We start from the raw sequence: 22817 nt of genomic DNA, 5'->3' as shown, positions 1-22817 counted from the left end.
CGTCTGTCATAAATTCTGTTTGTGACCGGTATTTTTTTCAATATTCATATCCGGTTTCCACAGCACTTCATACAATTCACTGCGCCGGCTTTTCAGATTTCTGACACTGCCGATCTGGCGCAGTTCTTTTAACAGATCCCGGTCCAGGTCCACCATCAGAGTCATCTCCGTGTTGGGTGTGGCTTCGGCCGCAATGGCATCATGGGGAAACGCAAAATCGGACGGGGTGAACACGGCGGACTGGGCATACTGGATATCCATATTTTCCACCTTGGGCAGGTTGCCCACGCTGCCGGAAATGGCCACGTAGCATTCGTTTTCAATGGCCCGGGCCTGGGCACACCGCCGGACCCGCAGATACGCGTTTTTGGTGTCGGTCCAGTAGGGGACACACAAAAGGGTCATGCCTTTTTCCGCCAGGTACCGGGACAGTTCGGGAAATTCCACGTCATAACACACCAGGATGCCGATCTTGCCGATATCGGTCTGAAACGCCTTCAAAGAATGCCCTCCCTTGAACCCCCAGTACTGGGCCTCGTCCGGCGTGATGTGCAGCTTGTCCTGGGAATCCCAGGTCCCGTCCCGTCTGCACAGAAACGATACGTTGTACAGATCGTCATCCCTGAGCTGGGGCAGGCTCCCGGTCACGATATTGATGTTGTAGGTGATGGCCAGGTTCACGAATGCGGCCCGGATATCGTCGGTATATTCGGACAGGGACCGCATGGCTTCGGCCGGATTTTCCTGATTAAAATTTTTGAGCATCGGCGCATTGAGCAGTTCCGGAAACACGATCAGATCCGAGTTGTACCCGGCCATGGCATCCACGAAAAAATCCACCTGGTGGAGGAATTCCTCCAGATTGTTGAAGGACCGCATCTGCCACTGGACCACACCGATGCGGGGATAGGCCTTGCGGCCGCCGAACAGGATCTGTTTTTTTTCATAATAGATGTTGTTCCATTCCATAAGGACCCCATAAGCATCGGACTGGGTGTCTTCGGGAATGTAATTTTTCAAGATTTTTTTGATGTGAAAATCATTGGACAGCTGAAAGGTGAGCACCGGGTCATAGATCTCAGTGGCTTTCACCTTTTGGATATACTGGGCCGGGGTCATCTCTTTGGCATATTTGCCGTACCCGGGAATCCGGCCTCCGAAAATGATGCTTTTCAGGTTCAGGGTTTCGCATAATTCTTTTCTGGCATCGTACAGGCGTCTTCCCAGACGCAGGCCCCGGTACTCCGGGTCCACGAAAATGTCCACCCCGTACAAAGCATCGCCTTCGGGATCATGGCGGGACATCTTGCCGCCGGTCACCACGTCTTCATAGGTGTGCCGCTGTTTTTCAAATTCTTCGGCAGTGACGATGATGGCCAGGGCCGCGGCAATGACTTTGCCTTTGTCTTCAATGCATATCTGGCCTTCGGGAAACTGATCAATGAGCACGGCAAATTCTTCCGGGGTCCAGGCCCCGCCCATGCCGGCGTACACCAGGTCCATGATGCGCTGGATATCGGGGTAGTCCTCTTTTTTCAGATTTCTTAAAGACAGTTTGTGGTCGGTGGGTTCAATGTCGGTCATATCCGCTCCAATACTATAATATCCATTGCCGGTTCCTGGTCAGAATCAGGTATTATATCAAGATTGCTTCTGAATTGCCACTTTCTTTTGAAACCGGATCACCTGGACAGATCTATTCTCCGGGCAGAGAACAGGCGTTGGTGATTTTGGGAGTGAACCGCCGGGGCGGGGTCAACAACGATTTTCCGGCCGCCTTTGCCATGCCGGTCAGCATCCGGGAAAACACATACTGGTGAAACGGGTACAGGGCATACCAGTACGCCATGCCCCATATGCCTTTGGGCAGAAACCGGGACAGCAGGATCAATTCGCACCGGTTTTCCCCGGCCGGGGTGATTTTGATTTCCAGCAACGCCTGGCCCGGCAGTTTCATCTCCGCCACCAGCAGCAACCGGTGCGGCGCGTTCATTTCCAGGACCCGCCAGAAATCCAGGGCGTCCCCCACCCGCAGATTGTGCCGGGACCGCCGGCCCCGCTGGAGACCCACACCGCCGGAGAACACATCCATCACGCCCCTGAGTTTCCACAGCAGATCAGCCGCATAATATCCGGTCTCACCGCCCACCTGTTCCACGGCCGGCCACAGGTCTGATGCGCTGCCTTGAACCATGGCCCGGTACCCGCATTTAAGAATCGTGCCCCCGGAATAACCGGAATCCCCGCAATGGGCCCATTCCGGATAGATCAGGTCTCCGGCATCGGCCCAGCAGGTGTCCACCTGTTCCTGGCGGACCCGGTCCAGGGCCCGTTCAATAGCCTGGCCGCAGGTGAGCAGATCCTGGGGGATAATGTCTCTGATGCGGTGTTCCGTGCACACCGTGGGCAGGCTCAGCCCTTCAGCCAGGGGTCTGGCAATGGCGGCCGGCACCGGGGTCACCAGATGAATCCATAAGGAAGACAGCCGGGGGGTGAGCACGGGCACCGGGATCATCATGGGCTTCGGCAGGCCGGCCTGTTTGGCGAAAATGGCGAACAGATCCCGGTAGGAAACAATGTCCGGGCCCCCGATGTCAAAGGTTTTGCCCCGGGTTTCCGGATGTTCCAGACATCCTTTCAGATATTCCAGCACATTGGTGATGGCAATGGGCTGGGTGGGCATGCTCACCCATTTCGGGGTGATCATCACAGGCAGTCGTTCAGCCAGGTACCGCAGAATCTCGAAACTGGCACTGCCGGAACCTAAGATCATGGCGGCTCTGAGCACTGTGGCGGGTACCGGGCCGGTTTGAAGTATTTTGCCCACCTCGTTTCTGGATATCAGGTGTGGGCTGATATTTTGATGATGGATATCCCCTAAGCCGCCCAGATAGATGATGTGATCCGCCCCCTGGTTTGCGGCGGCTTTCACCATGTTGGCGGCCCCGGTTTTATCCGCATCCCGGTAGCCTGCTTTTCTGGAGATCATGGAGTGGACCAGATAATAGATGGTGCCGCACCCGGCAACGGCGTTGTCCAGAGAAGCGGTGTCCATGATGTCGCCGGTCACCAGTTCGATGCCGGGAACTGTGCCCCAGGGCCGGGCCGCCATTTTTTCAATGGACCGCCCCATGGCCCGGACCCGGTATCCGGAAGATAAAAGCAGCGGGATCAGACGGCCGGCCACATATCCGGTGGCACCGGTCACCAGGACGGGTCTGGTTGTTTTTTCATGCATACGTCATTCTCAATGAAATGGGTTGGTTTTTTGATAAACAGCCATGTGGTCTTGTTGTCAATTTATGTAAAACGCATCAAAATTGCAAAAGGTTTTTGTCAATCAAGTTCTTCTTGGCATGAGAATACGTATTGTGCTATAGCCAGAGTCAGCGATGTTGAAAAAATCGTCAATTTCTCAAACAAGGAGGGACTGCCTATGGGTTAACGCCATCTCGCTTTTCATGGGACAAGTGTGTCATTTTCACGAAAAATGCCTGAATTTAAAAAAGGAGATATGCCCGATGAAGAAAATACCGATGTTATTTGTCATTTTATCCATCACCCTGATGTTTGCCGGAACGGTTGTGGCCAAAACCACGTTTCTGGGAATCGGCACCGGCGGCACCGGCGGCATTTATTACCCTTATGGGGGCGGCGTGGCTGAAATCTGGTCCAAACATGTAGACGGGGTCAAAGCGGTGGCGGAAGTCACGGGCGCCAGTGTTGAAAACATCAAACTGGCCCACAAAGGAGAGACCGTTATCGGTCTGGTCATGGGGGATGTGGCCATGGCCGCTTATAACGGCACGGATGCGTTCAAAGACAAGAAACAGAACGTGCTCTCTCTGGCTACCATGTATCCCAACCTGCTCCAGGTGGTGGCATTGAAAAAAAGCGGGATCACCAACATCGAACAGGTCAAGGGCAGAAACATCAGCACGGGCAGCCCGGGCAGCGGCACCAATTTCATGGCTGAAGCCGTGCTCAAAGCTTTGGATATCCCCCTGGACTCCTACAAAGACAGCCGGCTGTCGTTCACCGAAAGCGCCAATGCCCTCAGAGACGGCACCATTGATGTGGGGATCTGGTGTGTGGGACCGGGCACCAGCTCCATTCTGGATCTGGCCACCACCCATGAGATCACCATTCTGCCGTTTACACCGGAACAGACCCAAAAAATCCTGGCGGCCGAGGCCACTTATGCCGGGGTGGATCTTTCCGGCGGTGTCTACCGGGGCGTGGATGAAAATGTACCCACCATCGGGGTGTGGAATGTGATTATCTGCCAGGCATCCCTGGACACGAATCTCGTATATGATTTGAGCAAAGCGCTGTTTGAAAACAATGACTATCTGAAAAAAATTCATCCCACGGCCGCGTATACCGTTCCTGAAAACACGGTCAATTATTCTCCCATCCCGCTGCATCCGGGCACCATCAAATTTCTGGAGGAAAAAGGGTTTTCCATTCCTGAAAAACTGACACCCTGAAAACCTAAGGATACGCGGGAATGAAAATCATGACCAGGCCGAAAATTGCTGCCGCCGTCTGTCTGTTCGGCCTGGTTCTTATTTTGATTGCAGGGGCTCTGATGATGATTCCGGCGGGCGTGGCCCTGCATGTTACCCCGGCAGATGCAGATACCCCCATCCTGGTGCTGCCCCTGGCGCCCGGGGAACGGTTTTGTCTGCATTATTACCATTCCGTTGAAAATACCCCCATCTGGGAAGACCACAGCATGGACCGGTCCGGCACGATTTTCATTGAAGAAGAACGGTATGAAAAATTCGGGGCCGGCATGGGAAAAATGCCCGGGATAGGCCAAATGGTGCAGAAAGGAAAATATGAAGCCATTGTGGACATGCATTATCCTGTAAACACGTTTGTGTTGCGGGTGGGCAGTCCGAAGGTGGCCCATACCCTGATCTGGCGCGGGCAACAGTTCAATCTGTCCAATCAGTTTGCCCATCAGCGGGTGTGGTTTTCCGGCCGGCCCGTGAAACTGTACCAGGCCGTTTCATATCTTTTCAGCTCCGGACGGGCCGGGTCATGGCCTGAATCCACATAATTTCATAAGGAACATCGATGACTGACCTTGATATACCTGAAAAACAAGTAACTCCAGATGAAACATTCACCTCAGCAGGTCAAAACCCCACCCTGGTGACATTCACTGCCCGGGTGGTGATGGCGATTGCCGTGGGTTTGAGCCTGTATCAGCTGTATACCGCAGGCGTGGTGGCCCTGACCGCTTTGGTTCAGCGATCCATCCATCTGGGAGCCATCCTCACCCTGGTGTTTCTGACCCGATCTGTGTTTGCCGGTATGAAAAAAAACAATCTGTCGGTCTTAGTGGTGCTGGACTGGGTGCTGGCAGGACTGTCCATCTATTGTACGTATTATATCTGCGGCAATCTGTCGGAGATCTTTGACCGGCAGGGGGACTGGCTGTTTCAGGACCGGGTGGTGAGCATTGTGGGGGTGCTGCTGGTGCTGGAAGCCTGCCGCCGGGTCATCGGGGTCTTCATGACCGGCATCTGTGCTTTGAGCATTGTTTATGCCATGTTTGGGCCCTACATGCCCGAGTTGATTATCCACAAGGGATACAGCATCGAACGGATCGCCACGACCCTGTGGCTGACCACGGAAGGGATCTTCGGCCTGCCCATCGGGGTGGCCGCTACCTTTGTGTTTGTGTTCGTGCTGTTTGGCGCGATTCTGGAAACCACGGGCGGTGGCGCGTTTTTTATTGACATGGCCTATGCCCTGACCGGCCGGTTTTCCGGCGGCCCTGCCAAAGCGTCCGTGGTGGCTTCCGGATTCATGGGATCCGTGTCCGGATCCGCCGTGGGCAATGTGGCGGCCACCGGGTCATTTACCATCCCCATGATGAAAAAAGTGGGGTACCGGCCCCACATGGCCGGGGCCATCGAGGCGGCCGCCTCCACGGGCGGACAGCTCATGCCGCCCATCATGGGGGCCGGCGCGTTTCTCATGGCCGAGTTCACCAACACCAGCTACCTGACCATTATCAAGGTGGCCCTGGTACCGGCGGTCATGTATTATCTCACCGTGCTGGTGTTTGTCCATTACGAAGCCAAAAAATTCGGCCTGAAGGGTCAGCCTAAGGAGACCCTGCCCAAAATTACCAAAGTGATCAAAAACGGGCTTCATTTCATCATCCCGGTGGTGATTCTGATCTATGTGCTGGTGTCCAATTATTCGCCCATGATGGCCGGGTTCATTGCCGTTGTCAGTACCCTGGGTATCAGTATTCTGGTGAATTTCATCCGATGGATCATCACCACGGAAAATCGTATGCGCTTGTCAGGGTTTGCGGCCAAAGAGGGGGGACTGCTGGTCAAAGCCCTGGAAAACGGGGCCAAGAACGCGGTCATGGTGTCCGTGGCCTGTGCGGCGGCCGGTATTATCGTGGGCATGGTCAGCCTGACGGGCATGGGACTGAAATTTTCCAGCCTGGTGATGGAATTGAGTTTCGGCATCAAGACCCTGGCCATTCTGCTCATTGCCGTTGCCTCGCTGGTACTGGGCATGGGGCTGCCCGTCACGGCCAGTTATATTGTTCTGGCCACCCTGGCCGGACCGGCCCTCATGGACATGGGCGTGCCCGTGCTGGTGGCCCACATGATCGTGTTCTGGTATTCCCAGGACTCCAACGTCACTCCGCCGGTGAGCCTGGCCAGTTTTGCCGGGGCAGCCATTGCAAAGGCCAGTCCCATGCGCACGGCATTTGCCTCCTGGAAACTGGCAAAAGGGCTTTACATTATCCCCCTGGTTATGGCATACAGGCCTCTTTTAGGGATGGGAGACAATTATGAACTGCTGCACTGGGAAGTGATCCTCACCATGATCACCACCACTCTGGGTCTGGTGGCTTTTGCCTCGGCCCTGGAACGGTTCTGCATCCGGGCGGCCACCGGTCTGGAAACCGGGCTGTTCTGGCTGGCGGCGGCCGGGCTGCTGTGGACCTCCTACTGGACGGAAGCGGCGGGGTTTATCTTGCTGCTGATCGCCCTGGCCCTGCAGAAATGGTCTTTCGGCCGCCAGAAAGCCGGATCATCCTCTGTGATCCCTTGACCGGCGGGTGTGCATGAAACAAATCACATTGAATTAAAGGATATCAGACAACGAAAATGAACAATGACCTGAACAAGATCATGCCGCTGGCACAGGCCGTGGCCCGGTTTGTGAAAACCGGCTCCCACATCTCCATCGGCGGATTTACCTTGAACCGCAACCCCATGGCGGCGGTGTATGAAATTATCCGCCAGAAAATCAAGGAGTTGCATTTATATGCCCATTCCAACGGCACGGGCCTGGATGAACTTATCGGGGCCGGGTGTGTCTCCAGGCTGGAGATCGCTTATGGGGGAAACGGCAAGGCCGCCCCCACCTGTATCCGGTTTGCCAGAGCCGTCCAGAACAATGAGATCCTGTTTGAAGACTATTCCAATTATATGATGAGCCTGCGGTTCATGGCCGGGGCCATGGGCGTGCCTTTTTTGCCTACGTTGTCCGGCCTGGGCTCGGACATGCTGACCACCTGGGGGTTTTCAGAATCCATGCGCAGGTCCGACCCCAAAATTGTGGACAGCAAACTGGCAGTGGTGGACAATCCGTTCGGGAACTGGGGGGGCGCTAAAAAAGTGGTGGCTGTGCCCGCCATCAACCCGGATGTCACCATCATCCATGTGCAAAAGGCCGATGCCATGGGCACCTGCCGCATTCAGGGGCTGACCTTTGCCGATGTGGAACAGGTCAAGGCATCCCGGCATGTGATCGTGACCTGTGAACAACTGGTGGAAAAACCGGTGCTCAGAGAACATCCGGACATGAACCAGATTCCTTTCATCCATGTGACCGCCGTGTGCCATGTGCCGTTCGGCGGCTATCCCACGGCCGTTTACGGCCATTATGACTATGATGCGCAATATCTGAAGCGGTTTGCAAAGGCCGCCAGAGACGAGGCGGCATTCAAGGCGTATCAGGACCGGTTTATTTTCGGGGTGAAAGACCATGAGCAGTTTCTGGAAAAAGTGGGCAAAGACCGGCTCGCCGCCATTGCGGCTGATCCGAAAACCGGTTACAGCGTGAATATGAAAAGGGATTGATCATGGACACCTCTTATACCCCCAAAGAAATCATGACCATCATGGCGGCAAGGGAGATTAAAAACGGGGACATTGTTTTTTCCGGCACGGGCATCTCCATGCTTGCGGCCATGGCCGCCAAAAAAATCAATGCCCCGGACAGTGTGATTTTTTTTGAAACCGGTGCCATGGATTCCCTGCTCGAAGAGATTCCCTTTGCCGTGGCCGATCCCCGGATCATGTACTGGGCCGCAGCCAACTCCAGCCTGACCGATGCCTTTGCCACCATGCAGAACCGCATCACCGGGGACCGGGTGATCGCGATTTTAGGCGCGGCCCAGATCGATATGTACGGCAATCTGAATACCACCTGCATCGGGGATTATTTTTCTCCGGATATCCGGTTTTCCGGCAGCGGCGGCGGGTGTGACGTGGCCAGTTTCGTGCCCCGGTGCATTGCATTCATGCAGCATGAAACACGAAAATTTGTCAAACACCTGGATTATCTCACCAGTCCGGGGCAGTTGACCGGCAACGGGGCCAGAGAAAAGGCAGGGCTTCGGCCCGGCGGGGTCAGCGTGGTGGTCACCAACTTAGGGGTGATGCGGTTTGACACGGACACGGGTCAAATGTATCTGGATCAATATTATCCCGGCACCACACCGGGAATGATTCTTGAAAATACCGGGTTTGACATGGATGTATCCCGGGCGGCCCCGGCCGATCCACCCACACCGGCCGAACTGAAAATTCTGCGGGAAAACTGTGATCCCCAGCGGCTGATTCTCGGCCCGGCCTGACCATATCTGACCGGATGGGTATTGTTGAAAACAAAGCAATCCGTTCTTGCTTCTTCGGCAGATTAGGCATAAAATTGCCCTGAGCTAGTTAAATAATGAGCCGAGAGACAGTTGGATGAAACAGAACAATACATATCTGGCCGGTCTGGATATCGGTTCCACCACAGCCAAGCTGGTTCTGGTGGATGGTGCCGGTCAATCGGTTTTTTCACGGTATCAGCGGCATTATGCCCGGATCATGGATACGGTGTCTGTTTTTTTAAATGAGGTTCTGGAAGATCTGGGCAACTGCCGGATTCAGCTGGCTGTGACCGGATCCGCGGGCATGGGGATGTCCCGGGAAATGGATCTGCCGTTTGTTCAGGAGGTGATCGCCACCCATGAAGTGGTCCGGCATTTATATCCAAAGGTCCGGACGGTGGTGGATATCGGCGGAGAAGACTCTAAAATGATCTTTCTGTCTTCGGACAGACCCCCGGATATCCGCATGAACGGCAGCTGCGCAGGGGGCACGGGTGCATTCATCGATCAGCTGGCAGCCCTGCTGAACTGCTCTCCGGGTGATCTCAATGCGCTGGCAAGACAGCATATTCAGGTGTATCCCATTGCATCCCGGTGCGGCGTGTTTGCCAAAACCGATGTGCAGAATCTGTTGAGCCGCAACGTGCCCGTGCCGGATATTGCGGCATCCGTGTTTCATGCCGTGGCCATCCAATGTTTGAACACCCTGGCCAGAGGGTATGATATCCGGCCCAAACTCCTGCTGTGCGGGGGGGTGTTCACATTTCTGCCGGAACTGGTCAAGGCGTTTCTGAACGTTCTGGACCTGCCGGTTTCCGATACAGTAATACCTGACACACCGGCCCTGCTGCCGGCAATCGGGGCGGCCATGTTCAGCCGGCAGCAGGATACCGGTTTTTTTGTGTCGGATCTGCTTAAAGCCATGGCGATCAACCAGGCCCGGTCCCATACACAAAATAACCGTCTGGCCCCGCTGTTTTCCAGGAAAACCGACCGGGAAAACTGGGAACAAAACCGGCGCCAGATCCAGATTCCCCGGATGGCATTATCTGAGTATCCGTCGTCTGAATGCTTTGTGGGCGTGGATTCCGGGTCCACCACCACAAAGATTATCGCTTTGGGAACAAACAATCAGGTATTGTTCTCCTGGTACAGAAACAATGACGGCAATCCCATCCAGGCCGTGGTCCGGGGATTGGCAGCCCTGCGCGATGAAATCATGGCGCACCGACCCAACCTTGTCATCACCGGCACGGCTGTGACCGGGTATGGGGAAGACCTGATCCGCACGGCATTCGGCATGGATATGGGACTGGTGGAAACCATTGCCCATTTTGAAGCAGCAAGGCATATGGACCCGGATGTGTCATTTATTCTGGACATCGGGGGCCAGGACATGAAAGCCATTTTCATCCGGAATGGCGCCATCTGCCGCATCGAGCTCAATGAGGCCTGTTCCTCCGGATGCGGGTCTTTCATTGAAACATTTGCCGGTTCTCTGGGGTATCGGGTGAACGCGTTCGCCGATCTGGCCATGGAAGCGGAATCTCCCTGTGATCTGGGCACCCGGTGCACGGTGTTCATGAACTCCCGGGTCAAACAGGCGTTGCGGGAAAATGCAAAAGTGGCGGACATCAGTGCCGGCCTGTCTTTTGCCGTGGTGAAAAACTGCCTGTTCAAAGTGCTCAAGCTCATCGACACCAAACAGATGGGGACCCATATCGTGCTACAGGGTGGGGCCGGTAAAAATCCGTCCATTGTCCGGGCCCTGGAAATTCTGGCGGAAGTGCGTGTCACCCATTCAGACATGCCGGAAATGATGGGGGCCTTTGGTGCGGCCCTGGCTGCCCGCAATTGGGTTGAAAAAAAGAAAGACTCTTTCACCCCTTCGTTTTCAGCCATTCACCACCTGGAAACCATCGCGGATTTCAGCACCCGGCAGATTGTGTGCCACGGGTGTGAAAACGCGTGTGCCGTCACCCGGTTTATTTTTTCCAACGGCCGGTCCTTTTATTCGGGCAACCGGTGCGAAAAAATATTTGGGTCCAAAGGCCGGGACCTTTCTGAAAAAGGGTTTGACTTTGCCGAGTTCAAATACCGGCTTCTGTTTGACCGGAATCTGTCCCCCCACACCCATCCCAGATGGACCGTGGGAATTCCCAGGTGTTTGAATTTTTACGAAAACTTTGCGTTCTGGCATGCGTTTTTCATCCATTGCGGCATTAATGTGGTTTTGTCGGGCCCTTCCACCATGGCCATGAGCGATACGGCCAAAGGCAGTATCATGTCCGACAATATCTGTTTTCCCGCCAAACTGGCCAATGCCCATGTCCTGGACCTGGTGCACAAAGGTGTGGACCGGATTTTCTATCCTTTGGTCATGTATGAATATGATGAATTCCAGAAAGTGGTCAACACGTTTAACTGTCCCATTGTCAGCAGTTATACGGATGTAATCGACAGCAGTCTGGATTTGAATTCCAGAAAAGGGATTCCTTTGGACAAGCCCGTGATCACGTTCAAAGATGAGACCTTGCTGACCCGGGCCTGCGTGGCCTATCTGCGGCCCCTGGGGATTGCCGGATCACGCATTAAGGCGGCGGTCAAAAAAGGGCTGGCCGCCCATCAGACGTACAAAAACACGATCCGGGAAAAAGGGGTCATGATGGTACGTCAGGCAAAACAGAGCCGGCGCCTTCTGGTAGTGCTCTGCGGCCGGCCGTATCACATCGATCCGTTGATCAACCAGAAAATTCCCCGGATTCTGACCGATTTCGGCGTGGATTTCATCACGGAAGATGCCGTGCCCGACACCGGGAATGCCGCGTTTGACACGCTCCAGGTCCTGACCCAGTGGGCCTATCCCAACCGGTTGTACCATGCGGCATCCTGGGTGGCCCGGCAGCCGGACCATATCCAGATGATTCAGCTCAATTCATTCGGGTGCGGGCCTGATGCCGTGGCCATTGAAGAAAACCGGCAGATTCTGGAGACCGGAGGGAAAAACCAGACCCTGGTGAAAGTGGACGATATTTCCAGCACCGGATCGGTGCGGTTGCGTATCCGTTCCATGGTGGCATCGTTAAAACGGCAGAACAGCCCCCACCGGCCCGGTCAGGAAGTGCGCAGGACCACCCCGCATTTTGAGAAAAAAGACCGGAAACGGCGGATCATTGCCCCGTTTTTTGCCGACAATTATTCCGCATACCTGCCCCCGGTATTTGAGACCGCCGGATACCGGCTCGAAATCCTGCCTCCGCCGGACCGGGTGTCTGTGGAAACCGGGCTCAGGTATGCCGGCAATGATATCTGTTATCCGGCCGTGCTGGTGACCGGGGATATCATCAAAGCCCTGAAAACCGGGCGGTATGATCCTGAAACGATTGCCGTGGGCATCACCCAGACCGGCGGACAGTGCCGGGCATCCAGCTACCTGTCTTTGATCCGGAAAGCCATGGTGGCGGCGGGATTTGAGCAGATTCCCGTTATTTCAGTGACCAGTGCCCAGGGACTGACCCATCAGCCCGGGTTTGACATCAACTGGCTCAAGCTGCTCAAATTGCTGTTTGTCACCACCATGTATGCGGACTGCATTGCCAAGATGTATTATGCCACGGCGGTGAGAGAGGTTCAGGCGGGCACCAGCCGCCGACTGCGGCAAAAATATATTGCTGCAGCCCACCCCTGCATTCTGACCCGGGATTATGACCGGTTTTTTTCGCTGCTGGATGCGGCCGTATCGGAGTTCAACCGGGTGGAGATTGATGACCAGGTCGCAGGTAAGATCGGAATTGTGGGAGAGATCTATATTAAATACAATGCATTCGGCAATCAGTTTCTGACCGAGTTTCTCATGGAAAACCGGGTGGAACCGGTCATCCCGCCGATTCTGGACTATTTTATCCAGGATTTTGTCAATTACCGGGAAAATATCCGGGCCCATATCCGGCACCGGAAACTCACTGATATTTTAGGGCAGTTCATTGAAACGTTTTTGAACACCTTCCATAAAAAAATCAATCACCGGTTTTCAGCGTTCCGGTTTTATACCCCGTTTCATGACATCCGCAAGGTGGCGGACAAAGCCGGAAAGATCCTGTCTCTGGTGAATCAGTTCGGTGAAGGGTGGCTCATCCCCGGTGAGATCGCCTGCCTGGCCGAAGACGGGGTGACCCATGTGGTCAGTGTCCAGCCCTTTGGCTGCATTGCCAACCACATTGTGTCCAAAGGCGTGGAAAAGCGCATCAAGGCCCTGTATCCGGACATGAACCTGCTGTACCTGGATTTTGATGCCGGCACCTCGGAAGTCAATGTCAGAAACCGGCTGCATTTCATGGTGGAGTCGGTGAAAGCCCGGTTTGAAGACCAGCATCACCGGTCAGTTCTGACGTAAAGCCGTATCCGCACCGGTTTCAATACAGCAGGTTGGGCAGAAACAAAATGATCTGTGGAAACAGGATCAGAATGATGACGCCCACAATCAACGCGGCCAGAAAAGGAATCACGCCCTTGAAGATGGTCTGCAACGGGATGGTCTGCCTGAACACGGTCTGGGCCACGCCATAAACCACGTACACATTGATGCCGATGGGCGGGGTGATCACCCCCATCTGGGTGATCATGACAATCATGACCCCGAACCAGACAGGATCATACCCCAGCTGCTGGACCACGGGATAGAAAATGGGCACGGTCAGGGTGACAAAGGCCAGGGCATCGATAAAACAGCCGCCGATGAGATAGATGATCAGAATCACGCTCATGACCAGTACGGCGGGAATGTCCAGACCGGCCACCCATCCGGCGATTTCAAAGGGAATTCTTGTCACGGCCAGAAATTTGCTCAGGATCACGGCGCCTACGATCAGCATCATGACCATGCAGGAGGTGCGAAGGGTCTCCAGAACGGAGTTCACAAATCCCTGCCAGGTGATCTGACGTCTGACCAAAGCGATGAGCAAAACACCAAAAGCCCCGATGGCGGCTGCTTCCGTCGGAGTGAACAAGCCTACGAAAATTCCGATGATGACCAGGGCAAACACCGCCAGGGTTTCGCCCAGACCCAGCAGGGATTTCAGCTTTTCCGTCCATGAAAAAGATTCACCGGGCGGACCCTGTTTCGGCGAAATGGTGCAGCGGATATAAATGCACAAAATGAACAACAGCGTGATCAGCAGGGCCGGAAAAATGCCGGCCACAAACAACGCCCCGATGGACTGCTGGGTTAAAATGCCGTAAATGATGAGTACCACGGACGGGGGCATGATCATGCCGATGCTGCCGCCGGATGCCACGGAACCGGTGGCCAGTTCATCGTCATAGTTGTACCGCTTCATTTCCGGCAGCCCGATGGTGGCCATGGTGGCGGCAGTGGCCGGGCTGGATCCGCACACGGCTCCGAACGCCGTGCACGCGGACACCGTGGCCATGGCCAGCCCGCCTCTGATATTGCCTAGGAATTTATACCCGGCGTCATACAGCCGTTTGCTGATACCCGAATGAAACCCCAGCTGGCCCATGAGAATGAACAAGGGAATGGTGGACAGGTCATAGGAAGCCAGGGTTTCATACACTTCCAGAGACAGCAGGGCCAGGCCGGCTTCGATATTGATGACATAGGAAAATCCCACATATCCCACCAGGGCCATGACAAAAGCCACGGGCATTTGTGTCAGAAACAGTGCCAGCATGAAAACAATGCCGATAATACCGATGAGTGTCGGGCTCATTTCGAATCTCCTTTCCGCAGTTCCACAATATCAAGACAAATGGTTTCCAGAATGGTGATGGAAAAAAGCAGTAACCCGAAACCCAGGATATAAGCGATATAATAAGTGGGGAATTTCAGGCTCATGGATATTTCCCCCATCTGTCTGAGTTCTGTCGCATGCAGAAACATCTGCCATGTGATCAGTCCGAACAGAAATAGAGTCAAAGTCCGTGTGATCAGCCGGACCCAGATTTGGGTTTTTCGGGAAAAGGTCTGCATCAGAATTTCAACGCCCACATGGCCGCCTATTTTATAGGTATAGGGCAGGGCTCCGGCCACAATGATGGTTGCCAGAAACCCGACGATTTCAACTGATCCGAATATCGGGTGTTTGAAGAACCGCCCGATGACATCCACCACGGTCAACAGCATCATGCCGACCAGGGCGATACCGCCGACAAGTTTCATGGCATTGGATAGTTTGTTCAGTGCCAGAGCAATCTGTCTCATTAAAACTCCTGTGTATTGAGAAATAGGGGTTATGGCTGCTGCAGACGGGTTTGGATGAAATCCACAATCGCTTTGCCGTCAATGCCTCTTTTTGCCACGGATTGAACATAGTCTTCTAAAAGAACCGATGATTTTTCAGCCCAGCGTTTTGATTCCTCGTCGGTCTGGGAAATCACGGTGCCGCCTTTGGACAGAAAAAACGCCATGCCTTTTTCGTCCGCCTCATCCCAGGCCTGTCCATGTTTCAGTGCGTATTCTTTGTTGATGCGGGTGAAGATTTCCTGCTGTTTCGGGGTCAATTGATGCCATTTTTTCTGGTTCATGAACACGGCAAAGGTGGTGGTGTATCCGCTGGAAAAGTTCTGGATCATAAATTTGGCCACTTCTCCCAGTTTCCAGCCGTTGTTGGCCTCGATGGGATGGGCTGAGCCGTCCACCACGCCCCGCTGGAGCATCTGATAGGTTTCCGCCATGGACTGGCCCACAGGGGTCCCGCCCAGGGCGGCGATGACTTCCCCGCTGGTGCCGGTTCCCCGGATTTTCAGGCCTTTGAGATCCGCGAGGCCATGGATGGGTTTGTTCCGGGTGTGGATGATGCCGGGGCCGTGGGCATGCAGATACATCACTTCAGTGTTGTGCAGCTCTTCCGGATCGAACCGTTCCAGCACCTGGTTGGCCACGGCCGTGGCCTGGACCCCGGAGGTGTATCCCATGGGCAGGTCAATGGCTTCCAGCACCGGAAACCGGCCCCGGGAATAGGCAATGGCCGTCATGCCGATGTCCGCCACCCCTTTTGCCACGGCAATATAAGTCTGCTGGGGCCGGGTCAGGGTGGAGGCCGGAAAATAGTTGAACACAATCTCGCCGTGGGTCTGTTTTTCTATCTCTTTGCACCAGCTTTCCGCCAGTTGACTGTGAACATGGGTGGGCGGAAAGAAGTTGGAATAGGTCAGCCGCATCTGAGCCCCGGCCGGTTGGATCAGAAAAAAAAAGGGACAGAAAACCAGAAACAATGGAACCGATCGTAAGCGCATTCAAAAACCTCCTCAAGTCAGGCAGCCGTCTGAACCAGAATCATTTTCAGATGGCCGCCTTCTGTTGTTTACATGCCGCTATTTTAGTGTCACAATGTAACTATATTGTAGCATTGATTAAGGGCTATACCGAATGAACCCGCCGGTTGTCAATAAAAATCCGGATTTTTTCGAGAAAATTTCTGACAGTTTCGTTGATAGATCAACATTTATTTGATTGGCAAATGAACCGAAAAGTTCAGGTTTTGATCCTGATGATCTCCCGGTCCGGCTGGTGGGGAAATTCTTTGAGGGAGGCCCAGCGTTTCGGGTCCTGCTTAAAGGTGGGGTCGCTCCGGATATATTCGACCATCAGACGGGCCGTGGCCGTGAGAGAGGACAGATGGGTCCGTTCATACCCGTGGGACGCGTCCACGCCGAATCCCACCAGGGCAGTGCGCACATCATGGCCGGCCTCGATGGCGGAAGCCGCGTCACTGCGGTAATACCGGAACACGTCTTTTTGGAAATCAATATCACAGTCCCGGCACAGGGTCACCAGTTTTTGGGACAGATGATAATCAAACGGGCCGGTCTGGTCTTTCATGGCAATGGTGACTGCGTATTCCGACGCGTTCTGGTCCGGTGCCACCGGCGCCAGGTCCACCACCACCATTTCGGAGACATCTGCGTACACATCCGCAGATGCCCCGAATCCGATCTCTTCGAAAATCGTGAAAATCAGGTGACAGTCCACGGGCAGGGCCATATCGGATTCAACCAGGACTTTGGCCGCACTGAGCACGATGGCGGCCCCGGCCTTGTCATCCAGGTGGCGGGCATTGATGAATCCGTTTTCCGTGATTTCCGGCAGCGCGTCAAAGGCGATGGTATCGCCCACGTCAAATCCGTTTGCCGTCAGGTCCTCCCGGTTGCGGCAGATCTCATCCACCCTCAGCTCCACATGGTCCCAGGTCACGGGCAGCTCATCCACGGCATCGCCCCAGGCATGGCCGGACGCTTTCAACGGCAGGACCGTGCCCCGTCTGGGGCCGGACTGGGTGAAAATAGTGACTCGCCCGCCTTCGGCAAACCGGCTGGACCAGCTGCCGATGGGGGTGACGGCCAGTTTGCCGTTGTCCTTTAACCGGCGGACCATGGCCCCTAAGGTGTCCAGGTGAACGGTGACGGCCCGGTCCAGGGTGTTCTGTTTTCCGGGCAGAGTGGCCCGGATGGAGCCGCGTCGCGTGACTTCGAATTCAATGCCCAGGGCTTCCAGCTGGCTGCCCACATAATGGACCACCTGGTCGGAATATCCGGAAGGGGAGGGGATGCTCAGCAGCTCTTTGAGTTGATGGATCAGATAGGATTCGTCAATGCGCACGCAGGACATGAAGGTTATTCCTTGTGTTTGACAGCGGTTTCCGGAAACAGAAGGTCGATGAACCGCTGGGCTGTGGGTTGGGGTTCATGGTTGGCCAGACCGGGACGTTCATTGGCCTCGATGATCACATAGTCCGGGCCCTGGACATCCGGGACGATGAAATCCAGACCCGTGACCGGGATTTCCAGGCATCGGGCTGCAGCAACGGCGGCCGCAGACAGTTCCGGATGCAGCTCATCCGTGACATCGTGGATGGTGCCGCCCGTATGCAGATTGGCGGTTTTCCGCACGGTCACTTCTTTGTCTTTGTCCAGCACCGTGTCCGGGTCCAGGCCCTGTTCCGCCAGGCATCGGCGGGTTTCCCCGTCCATGGGGATCCGGCTTTCCCCGCCCGTGGCTGCCATGCGCCGGCGGTTGTAGGTTTCTATCAAATCTTTCATGGTATGGGTGCCGGTGCCCCGGATCACAGGCGGCCTGCGCACCGCGGCGGCCACGACTTCATAGTTGATGACAATGACGCGCAGGTCCTGTCCCGGAGCCAGTTCTTCCAGAATGACGTCCGGGCAGGCGTTTTGTGCTTTTTCAATGGCGGTTTTCAGATCTTTTGTGTCGGAGATTCCCACACTGATGCCTTCTCCCTGTTCCCCCCGGGCCGGCTTGACCACCACAGCCTGATATTTTTCCATGAACGAAACCGCCGTTTCCAGGTTCGTATACATAATCTGTGCCGGGACCCGGATGTCATTTTTTGCCAGAAGTTTGCGGGTCAGGCGCTTGTCATCACATTTGGTCATGGCCACGGCCGTGGTGAGATCGGACAAAGATTCCCGGCACGAAATGGTCTTGCTGCCCAGCGTCAAGGTGAACAGCCCGAAATCCTCGTCCACGATATCGATGCGGATCCCTCTTTTTCTGGCTTCATCCACGAGAAGCCGGGCATAGGGATTGAGCCCGGGATATTTCTGGGACGCGGTGTAAAGATCCTGGTTGATGGGATTTTTCCGCTTGATGCAGAACACCGGAATCCGCTGGCACCCCAGTTTTTCATACAAGGCAATGGCCTTTTTGTTGTCGTGCATCACACTGATATCCACAAAGGCCCGGCCCCGGGTGAAATAGTGTTCGCACAAATGCCGCACCAGACTGCTGCCCACCCCGGGAAAATCGGTCTGGGGATCCACGGCCAGAGACCAGAGGCTGGCCCCTTTTTCAGGGTCGTTGAACGCAGCCACATGATCCACGCCCGTGACCGTGCCGATGACCCGGTCATGGGTCAGGTCCCTGGCGACCATATAGGTGCGCAGTTTGTTGGCCCGCTTGTCCAGGATAAAGTCCGGGTCCGCCCCTTTCATATGGCAGGCCCCATAGATCCGGTTGATCTCCCGGGCTTCTCTCCGGGTGGAGACCCGCTGGATGACAAACGGGTTGCGGGTGCGGGAGTCCATGGTGTAATCATAAGACCACAGCCGGAAGGTGTGGGACGGATCCAGAAACAGCTTGTCCGGCGCCAAAGACACCACCACATGGGGATCGATGATGTACATGGCAATGTCCCGGCGGTCATATCCATACTGGGTCATGGTTTCCACGATGCGCTCGTTGTCATCAAAGGTGTGGCCGAACACCAGCCGTCCCCACCCCATTTCCACAAATGCATCGGATATCATGCCTTTTGTGGCCGGTCCCCTGAGTTTTTCCCAGTTTCTCAAAGACTGGCCAAATCCCCGTTCCAGGCGGTGGTTGGATTTTCCCATGCCCTGTCGCTCCTTAGATGTTTAAATGTCGTGCTGCTGACACCAGTATTCCAGCAGGGCCGCCTGCCAGAGCTTGGAGCCCTTGAGCGGCGTGATATGGGATTCAGGATCCGCCAGCAGCCGGTCAATATAGTCCCGGTTGAACAGGTTCCGGTCCCGGGCTGTATCGGTGTTCAGAATGCCTTTGACAAAATCCAGGTATTCCCCTTGCAGGTATTTGAGGGCCGGTACGGGGAAATACCCTTTGGGCCGGTCGATGACCTCGTTGGGAATGACCGCTCTGGCCGCTTCCTTGAGAATGTGTTTGCCGCCGTGCCCCACTTTGTGTTCCGCGGGAATTTTTGCCACCAGCTCCACCAGCTCATGGTCCAGAAACGGGACCCGGGCTTCCAGGCCGGCGGCCATGGTCATGTTGTCCACCCGTTTCACCGGGTCTTCGGTGAGCATCACCAGGGTGTCCAGGCGCAGGGTTTTGTCGATGGGGGTGTCCGCACCGGGCATGTCAAAATGGTCCCGGATGAACCGGGTGCTGACATCGTCTCCGTGATAGGCCTGGGTCACCATTTCCAGAAATTCGTCATGGGACCGGTCCCCGAACACGGTCCGGTAGTCGGTCACGGGATCCGTGCTTTCCATCATGGGCGGATACCAGTGATATCCGCCGAAGATTTCATCCGCGCCCTGGCCGCTCTGGACCACCCTGACATGTTCGGCCACTTTCTGGCTCAGCAGATAGAATCCGATGCAGTCATGGGAGACCATGGGTTCGCTCATGGCTTTGACACAGGCGGGCATGGACGGCAGCACCTCGCTGCCGTTCACCTGAATCTTGTGGTGGTCCGTGGCAAAATGCCGGGCAATGATATCGGAATACAGAAACTCGTCTCCTTTTTCGTCGCCCACACTGTCAAACCCGATGGAAAAGGTCTTCAGATCCTTTTGTCCGGCCTCGGCCAGCAGGCCCACCACCAGGCTGGAATCCAGGCCTCCGGACAGCAGCACGCCCACGGGCACATCCGCCACCAGCCGGCGTTTCACCGATGCCATCAGGGTCTGGCTCACCCGCTGTTTCCAGTCGTCAAACGTGTAGTTTTCTTCTTCCTGGTCCCGCTGATACACGGGATGCCAGTAGGTGTTCCGGGTCATGGTGCCGTCCTGGGAGATCACAGCCCAGGTGGCAGGCGGCAGTTTTTCAATGCCGGACACCATGGTGTGGGGCGCGGGCACCACGGAATGAAACGTCAGATAATAATGCAGGGCCTGGGCAGAGATCTGTGGTTTGATTTTTCCGGTGGCCAGCAGGGCCGGCAGAGAAGAGGCAAACAACAGGCTGTTGCCGGTTTTGTGAAAATATAAGGGTTTGATGCCTAAGCGGTCTCTGGCCATGAACACCTTGTCTTTGGCCTGGTTGTAGATGGCAAAGGCGAACATCCCGTTAAAACGCGTCACACAGTCTTCCCCCCAGGCATGATACGCCTTGAGGATCACTTCCGTGTCCCCGCCGGTATGAAAGGTGTAGCCTTTTTCGATGAGTTCATCTTTCAGGATTTTGTAGTTGTAGATCGCTCCGTTGTACACAATGATCAGCCCGAGTTTGGGGTCGATCATGGGCTGGTTGGAATCGTCACTTAAATCGATGATCTTGAGGCGGCGATGCCCCATCAGGGTCCAGATGCCGTGATAGATATCTTCATTGTCAGGACCTCGGGCCGCCATGGCCTGGTTCATCCGGATGACGGAATCTTCATAAATGGGTTGCCTGTTGAAAAATATTTCTCCGCATATGCCGCACATAAAATCTCCTGTTGAAAGGTAAAATTAGGTTAAAATACAAATAAGGTAACAAAGGCTTAGAATAGCCCCTGGACGTTCAGAATTGTGAACTGAACAAGATCAAAACGCATGTTATCTGTGAATTCATGTCAATAAATATATAGACTCCGGGTTGTTTTGTCAAATTGGCAGGTCAGGCAGAAAGGATCAGGGTTGTGTTAAAAGATAGTTTCATGTTAGGGGTAAGAGAATGATGGTGGGATCGGACCGGATCACGGATCAGGCAATGACAGCGGAGCGGGAAATGGAGAAAAAAATGAGTATTAAATACTGCAGTATCTGCGGTGCAAAAATGACAACCCGGATACCCGAGGATGATGATCATATCCGGCCGGTATGTAACCGATGCGGCCATGTTCATTATGACAATCCCAAACTGGTGGTGGGCTGCATTCCGATGCTGGAAGATCAGGTGCTGCTGTGCAAAAGAAATATCGAACCCAGAAAAGGGAAATGGACCCTGCCGGCCGGGTATCTGGAAAACGGAGAAACCGTTGAGCAGGGGGCGGTGCGGGAAACCCTGGAGGAAACCCGGTCCCATGTTTCCATCATTGCCCCCTACCGCATGTTCAATCTGGTGTTTGTCCACCAGATCTATCTGATGTTCCGGGCAAGACTGCTGGACACTGATTTCGGCCCCACCAAAGAAAGCACAGACGTGCAGCTGTTTTCCGAATCAGAGATCCCCTGGGATAATATCGCGTTTGAATCGATCCGCCAGACCCTGGCCGACTTTTTTTCAGACCGGCCCGGCCGGGCATATTCGTTTGAAATAAAGCAGATCATGCCCCCGGAAAAACACGCCGGTCCGGCCTGACCGGAACCAATATCACAGGATCTCCTTCAGGATCTCGAACCGTTCGAAGGGCGGCATCACACAGGCTCCGGAAAAATAAAGTTTTGCGATTTCCAGCATGTGTTTCGCCTGAATCGTGCCGGTTCTGACGGGATCAGCCGATGTTTCCATCTCCCGGCGCAACGCATCCGGAACGGCAATGCCATCCACCTTGTCGTGCAGAAATGTCGCGTGCCTGAAGGACAGCAGCGGAAGTATTCCCATGAGTTTGGGCACGGGCAGATGTGCGCAGGCATCGGCCAGGGTTTTTGCCGTGGGTTCATCATAGACCGGCTGGGTGACGATGAACCGGGATCCGGCCGCCACTTTTTTTTCCAGGCGTTTGACCTCGTTTTTCAGCCCGTTGCGCTCCGGCCGGAAATCCAGGACAGCCCCGGTAGTCAGGCCGGATTCGTTGGCCAGGGTGATCAGCTGGTACACATTCACGTCATTCACCGCCGTGGCACCGTCCTTTTGCCGGCCGGCGGACGGGTCCCCGGTAACGGCGATCAAGGTGTCGATCCCCAAGGCTTTCGCCCCCCACAGTTCCGCCTGAAGTCCCAGAAGATTGTGGTCCCGCACTGTCAGGTGCAAAATGGCGGGCTTGCCGGTTTTCTGATGCAGCAGGTGGCAGAAAACCATGGCGGACATCCGGGGTTTGGCCACAGGATTGGTGGCCACGCTGAATCCGTCAAAATCAAGATCTGAAATCGCGGCCAGTTTGTCCAGAAGGGCTGCGGGATCGTTACCGGCCGGCGGCACCACTTCAATGGTGGTGACAAATTTTTGGGTGTCAGAGATCACAAAGGACATGGGGTCTCCTTTTGTCAAGGGGTTAACAAGCCT

Annotated in this window: 16 protein-coding genes; 7 read left to right on the top strand and 9 right to left on the bottom strand. The window is 54.9% G+C overall.

What is annotated here, in order from left to right; translation table 11 throughout:
- Positions 1-6: 6 nt before the first annotated feature.
- Together DPO_RS22560 and DPO_RS22555 are read right to left on the bottom strand one after the other, a co-directional pair.
- Positions 7-1584, bottom strand: a complete 1578-nt coding sequence (locus DPO_RS22560) for a bifunctional GNAT family N-acetyltransferase/carbon-nitrogen hydrolase family protein (RefSeq protein WP_006968701.1) — start codon at positions 1582-1584, stop codon at positions 7-9.
- A 112-nt stretch (positions 1585-1696) separates the two neighbouring features.
- Positions 1697-3238, bottom strand: a complete 1542-nt coding sequence (locus tag DPO_RS22555; RefSeq protein WP_006968700.1) for an SDR family oxidoreductase — start codon at positions 3236-3238, stop codon at positions 1697-1699.
- Positions 3239-3521: 283 nt separating this feature from the next.
- Between DPO_RS22555 and DPO_RS22550 the strand changes: the two genes are divergently transcribed.
- The 6 genes from DPO_RS22550 to DPO_RS22525 all read left to right on the top strand — a co-directional run bounded on the left by DPO_RS22550 (position 3522) and on the right by DPO_RS22525 (position 13325).
- Positions 3522-4490: a TAXI family TRAP transporter solute-binding subunit gene (locus DPO_RS22550; protein WP_006968699.1), complete on the top strand. Its 969-nt coding sequence runs from the start codon at positions 3522-3524 to the stop codon at positions 4488-4490.
- A gap of 20 nt (positions 4491-4510) precedes the next feature.
- Positions 4511-5068, top strand: a complete 558-nt coding sequence (locus tag DPO_RS24240; RefSeq protein WP_006968698.1) for a DUF1850 domain-containing protein — start codon at positions 4511-4513, stop codon at positions 5066-5068.
- A gap of 17 nt (positions 5069-5085) precedes the next feature.
- Positions 5086-7098 (top strand): TRAP transporter permease, encoded by a 2013-nt coding sequence (locus DPO_RS22540; RefSeq protein WP_006968697.1) that lies wholly within the window; start codon positions 5086-5088, stop codon positions 7096-7098.
- 56 nt (positions 7099-7154) lie between these two features.
- Entirely contained in the window at positions 7155-8132 is a 978-nt protein-coding gene (locus tag DPO_RS22535; RefSeq protein WP_006968696.1) for a CoA transferase subunit A, read from the top strand.
- 2 nt (positions 8133-8134) lie between these two features.
- Positions 8135-8911, top strand: coding sequence for a CoA-transferase subunit beta (locus DPO_RS22530; RefSeq protein ID WP_006968695.1), 777 nt, complete (start codon positions 8135-8137; stop codon positions 8909-8911).
- 115 nt (positions 8912-9026) lie between these two features.
- Positions 9027-13325 carry an acyl-CoA dehydratase activase gene (locus tag DPO_RS22525; protein ID WP_006968694.1) on the top strand — a complete coding sequence of 1433 codons (4299 nt, stop codon included), beginning with the start codon at positions 9027-9029 and terminating at the stop codon, positions 13323-13325.
- A 19-nt stretch (positions 13326-13344) separates the two neighbouring features.
- On the opposite strand, the gene DPO_RS22520 is transcribed toward DPO_RS22525, so the two are convergent.
- The 6 genes from DPO_RS22520 to DPO_RS22495 form a co-directional block, all read right to left on the bottom strand.
- Complete coding sequence (locus DPO_RS22520) at positions 13345-14661, bottom strand: TRAP transporter large permease (RefSeq protein WP_006968693.1); 1317 nt, start codon at positions 14659-14661, stop codon at positions 13345-13347.
- Positions 14658-15152 carry a TRAP transporter small permease gene (locus DPO_RS22515; RefSeq protein ID WP_006968692.1) on the bottom strand — a complete coding sequence of 165 codons (495 nt, stop codon included), beginning with the start codon at positions 15150-15152 and terminating at the stop codon, positions 14658-14660. Before DPO_RS22515 ends, DPO_RS22520 begins: the two co-directional genes overlap by 4 nt.
- A 29-nt stretch (positions 15153-15181) precedes the next feature.
- A complete protein-coding gene (locus DPO_RS22510; protein WP_006968691.1) occupies positions 15182-16186 on the bottom strand; it encodes a TRAP transporter substrate-binding protein in 1005 nt (334 codons plus the stop codon).
- Between the two features lie 238 nt (positions 16187-16424).
- Complete coding sequence (locus DPO_RS22505; RefSeq protein ID WP_006968690.1) at positions 16425-17558, bottom strand: osmoprotectant NAGGN system M42 family peptidase; 1134 nt, start codon at positions 17556-17558, stop codon at positions 16425-16427.
- Positions 17559-17563: 5 nt separating this feature from the next.
- Entirely contained in the window at positions 17564-19303 is a 1740-nt protein-coding gene (ngg, locus tag DPO_RS22500) for an N-acetylglutaminylglutamine synthetase (protein WP_006968689.1), read from the bottom strand.
- A gap of 21 nt (positions 19304-19324) precedes the next feature.
- Complete coding sequence (locus DPO_RS22495) at positions 19325-21097, bottom strand: N-acetylglutaminylglutamine amidotransferase (protein ID WP_006968688.1); 1773 nt, start codon at positions 21095-21097, stop codon at positions 19325-19327.
- Between the two features lie 229 nt (positions 21098-21326).
- Between DPO_RS22495 and DPO_RS22490 the strand changes: the two genes are divergently transcribed.
- A complete protein-coding gene (locus DPO_RS22490) occupies positions 21327-21953 on the top strand; it encodes an NUDIX hydrolase (RefSeq protein ID WP_006968687.1) in 627 nt (208 codons plus the stop codon).
- A 12-nt stretch (positions 21954-21965) separates the two neighbouring features.
- Here DPO_RS22490 and DPO_RS22485 read toward each other — a convergent pair whose 3' ends face one another.
- Positions 21966-22784, bottom strand: coding sequence for a methylenetetrahydrofolate reductase (locus tag DPO_RS22485; protein ID WP_006968686.1), 819 nt, complete (start codon positions 22782-22784; stop codon positions 21966-21968).
- Between the last annotated feature and the right edge of the window lie 33 nt (positions 22785-22817).

Source organism: Desulfotignum phosphitoxidans DSM 13687, assembly GCF_000350545.1.
GTDB lineage: Bacteria > Desulfobacterota > Desulfobacteria > Desulfobacterales > Desulfobacteraceae > Desulfotignum > Desulfotignum phosphitoxidans.
The sequence above is the reverse complement of the archived record's forward strand: the minus strand, read 5'-3'. Positions and strand labels throughout refer to the sequence as shown.